Below are 3,760 nucleotides of genomic sequence, written 5' to 3'. Positions count from 1 at the left end.
ATCTGCGCTTCTGCGGAGGGCAGCGTCGCCTTCTTCGCCTGGGCCGCCTTCATGGACAGCTTCAGACGACCGCGGTCATCGGTTTCCAGAACCTTGACGCGCACTTGCTGGCCTTCCTTGAGGTAGTCGGCCACGGCATTGACGCGCTCGTTGGCGATCTGGCTGATGTGCAGCAGACCATCCTTGCCCGGCAGGACCTGGACGATGGCGCCGAAGTCCAGCAGCTTCAGGACGGTGCCTTCGTAGATCTTGCCCACTTCCACGGAAGCGGTCAGCTCTTCGATGCGGCGCTTGGCTTCCTGGCCAGCCGACGCATCCACGGAGGCGATGGTGACCACGCCTTCGTCGCTGATGTCGATCTGGGTGCCGGTTTCTTCGGTCAGCGCGCGAATGACTGCGCCGCCCTTGCCGATCACGTCACGGATCTTTTCCGGGTTGATCTTGATGGTGATCAGGCGCGGAGCGAAGTCGGACAGCTCGGCACGACCAGCCGGCACGGCTTCCTGCATCTTGCCCAGGATGTGGTGGCGGCCTTCCTTGGCCTGCTCCAGCGCGACCTGCATGATTTCCTTGGTGATGCCCTGGATCTTGATGTCCATCTGCAGGGCGGTGATGCCATTGGCAGTACCGGCCACCTTGAAATCCATGTCGCCCAGGTGATCTTCGTCGCCCAGGATGTCGGTCAGCACGGCAAACTTGTTGCCTTCCTTGATCAGGCCCATGGCGATACCAGCCACGTGCGACTTCATCGGCACGCCGGCGTCCATCAGTGCCAGGCAGCCGCCGCACACCGAGGCCATCGAGGAGGAACCGTTGGACTCGGTGATTTCCGAGACCAGGCGCACCGAGTAGCTGAACTCGTCAGCGGCCGGCAGCGCGGCGATCAGCGCGCGCTTGGCCAGGCGGCCGTGGCCGATTTCGCGGCGCTTGGGGGTGCCCACGCGACCGGTTTCGCCGGTGGCGAACGGAGGCATGTTGTAGTGGAGCATGAAGCGATCGGAGTACTCGCCCAGCAGGCCGTCGATCTTCTGTTCGTCACGGGCAGTACCCAGGGTCGCGATGACCAGGGCTTGGGTTTCGCCACGGGTGAACAGGGCCGAACCGTGGGTACGCGGCAGCACGCCGGTACGGATCGAGATCGGACGCACGGTGCGGGTGTCGCGACCGTCGATGCGGGGTTCGCCTTCCAGGATCTGCGAACGCACGATCTTGGCTTCCAGGTCGAACAGGATGGAACCGACTTCGGCAGCGTCAGCGGCCACGCCGTTGTTGGCAGCGGCTTCAGCGATCAGGGCTTCGTTGACCTGGGCCGAGACAGCCTTCAGCTTTTCGGTACGGGCTTGCTTGTCCTTGGTCTGGTAGGCTTCGCGCAGCGGGCCTTCGGCCAGTTGCGCCACGCGTGCGATCAGGGCTTCATTCTTGGCCGGGGCAGTCCACTGGACTTCCGGCTTGCCGCCGTCACGCACCAGGGCGTGGATGGCTTCGATGACGGCCTTGGACTGGTCGTGACCAAACACGACGGCGCCCAGCATGACTTCTTCGGACAGTTGATCGGCTTCGGATTCCACCATCAGCACGGCGGTTTCGGTACCGGCCACCACCAGGTCCAGTTGCGAGGACTTCAGTTGCGAGGTGGTCGGGTTCAGCACGTACTGGCCATCGATGTAACCCACGCGAGCAGCGCCCACCGGGCCATTGAAGGGGATGCCGGCCAGCGACAGGGCAGCCGAGGCGCCGATCATGGCGGGGATGTCCGGATCGATTTCAGGGTTCACCGACAGCACATGGATGATCACCTGCACTTCGTTCAAGTAGCCTTCCGGGAACAGCGGGCGGATCGGACGATCGATCAGGCGCGAGGTCAGGGTTTCCTTTTCGGAAGGCTTGCCTTCACGCTTGAAGAAACCACCGGGGATACGGCCGGCTGCATAGGTCTTTTCGATGTAGTCGACGGTCAGGGGGAAGAAGTCCTGGCCGGGCTTGGCTTCCTTGCGGGCCACCACGGTGGCCAGGATGACGGTGTCTTCCACCGACACCACCACGGCGCCAGAAGCCTGGCGAGCGATTTCGCCGGTTTCCAGGGTCACTTGATGCTGACCATACTGGAAGGTCTTGCTTACTTTATTGAACACGGTATTTCCTTTCTTTTATGGAGCCGGCCCCGACTGTGTCCGCGGTGCACGGCTTCCTTTTGCCGACAGATTTTCAGGCGCTGTCGTTCACCTCACCACAGTGGCCGGCGAAACCGGTCACTCACGACGAACGCGGCAATGCAAGCCGCCGCGATGAAACAAGGATGCATTCTGTGCGCTTGCCCGCCAGGCTTACACCTGAGCTTGCGGAATCGCAAAAAACAAAATGCCCGCGTCAACGAGTGACGCAGGCATTTCGTGGTGGTCCGGGGTGAAGACCCCGAGGCCAAGACGCGGAGTCAAATTACTTACGCAGACCGAGTTTTTCGATCAGGGCGCGGTAACGATCAGCGTCCTTGTTCTTCAGGTAGGACAGCAGGCTCTTGCGACGGTTGACCATCTTGATCAGGCCACGACGGGAGTGGTGATCCTTGACGTGGGCCTTGAAGTGGCCGTTCAGGTCGTTGATGCGTGCGGTCAGCAGCGCCACTTGGACTTCCGGAGAACCGGTGTCGTTCGTGCCGCGGGCGTTTTCGGAGATAATGGCAGCCTTGGCTGCTTTTTCGATGGACATTGCTTTACCTTTCACAAGCGGTGTGCGGAGCATCGGAAAATGTCCTGCCCTGCATACCGTGAACAAAAAAATGAGAATCCGGCCAAAACGACCGGACGCGAAATTATATAGTAAAAAACCATTCCTACCAACATTGGCAGACACCCGCGTCGCGCTGGCGCAGCAGTCGGCCTTGCCATGCAGGAATGACAACCAGACCAGGAGTCCCCATGCAACACCCCGCTTTCCTCTTCCAGCGCCTCCGCCCGCGCCTGGCAGCCGCTCTGCTGGCCGCCGCCAGCCTGGCCGGCTGCGCCTCGCTGCTGCAACCACCGGTGCAACCGGGTGAACCGGAAGACCAGGTGGTCGCCCGCCTGGGACCACCCACCAATGTGTATCCCGATGGCAACGTGCGCGTCTTCGAATACGCCGCCGGTGCCTTCGGCCAGTACCAGTACCTGGCCCGCATCGGCCCCGACCATCGCCTGATTTCCTATGCGCAAGTCTGGACCATCGAGAATTTCCGCGCGATCCGTCCCAAGCAGGACACCAAGCTCGACGTGCTGCGCCGGGTCGGCCGCCCCACCGAAGTGACGCGCTATGCCCGCATCCCCTTCGAGGCCTGGAACTATGGCTACAAGGAAAGCGGCGTGTGGAATTCGCAGATGACGATCTACTTCAACGACCAGGGCATCGTGGAAAAGGTCGAGAACGGCCCCGACCCGCGCTTTGACGATTCGCGCTTCCGCTTCTAGGCGGCAGCCCATTCCTGCCAAAGAAAAAAGGCTGCCTGGATCACTCCGGGCAGCCTTTTCGTTTTGAGCTCTACGCTTTGATATCTGAGCTTTGACCTCAGATCACAGTCGCCAACGCCAGCGTAAACAGCAACGCCAGCACCGAGACCAGGGTTTCCATCACGGTCCAGGTCTTGAAGGTCTGCGGCACGGTCATGTTGAAGTATTCCTTGACCAGCCAGAAACCGCCGTCATTGACGTGCGACAGGATCAGCGAGCCAGCGCCGGTGGCCAGCACCATCAGTTCCGGGCGCACGCCACCGACGGTGGAGACGATGGCG

The 3,760-nt window shown here is 61.5% G+C and carries 4 protein-coding genes; 1 reads left to right on the top strand and 3 read right to left on the bottom strand.

What is annotated here, in order from left to right; all coding sequences use genetic code 11:
- Positions 1-2,132: polyribonucleotide nucleotidyltransferase (gene pnp / locus I5W_RS06905; protein WP_044528676.1), on the bottom strand; the 2,132-nt coding region annotated here is incomplete at its 3' end.
- 304 nt (positions 2,133-2,436) lie between these two features.
- Positions 2,437-2,706, bottom strand: coding sequence for a 30S ribosomal protein S15 (gene rpsO, locus I5W_RS06900; RefSeq protein ID WP_006712917.1), 270 nt, complete (start codon positions 2,704-2,706; stop codon positions 2,437-2,439).
- A gap of 209 nt (positions 2,707-2,915) precedes the next feature.
- On the opposite strand from rpsO, the gene I5W_RS06895 reads away from it, so the two are divergent.
- Entirely contained in the window at positions 2,916-3,440 is a 525-nt protein-coding gene (locus I5W_RS06895) for a hypothetical protein (RefSeq protein ID WP_044528675.1), read from the top strand.
- Between the two features lie 97 nt (positions 3,441-3,537).
- Here the strand turns inward: I5W_RS06895 and I5W_RS06890 are convergent.
- Positions 3,538-3,760: GntT/GntP/DsdX family permease (locus I5W_RS06890; RefSeq protein ID WP_044528674.1), on the bottom strand; the 223-nt coding region annotated here is incomplete at its 5' end.

This window comes from Herbaspirillum sp. B65, from assembly GCF_000333555.1.
Classification (GTDB): domain Bacteria; phylum Pseudomonadota; class Gammaproteobacteria; order Burkholderiales; family Burkholderiaceae_D; genus Herbaspirillum; species Herbaspirillum rubrisubalbicans.
The sequence above is the reverse complement of the archived record's forward strand: the minus strand, read 5'-3'. Positions and strand labels throughout refer to the sequence as shown.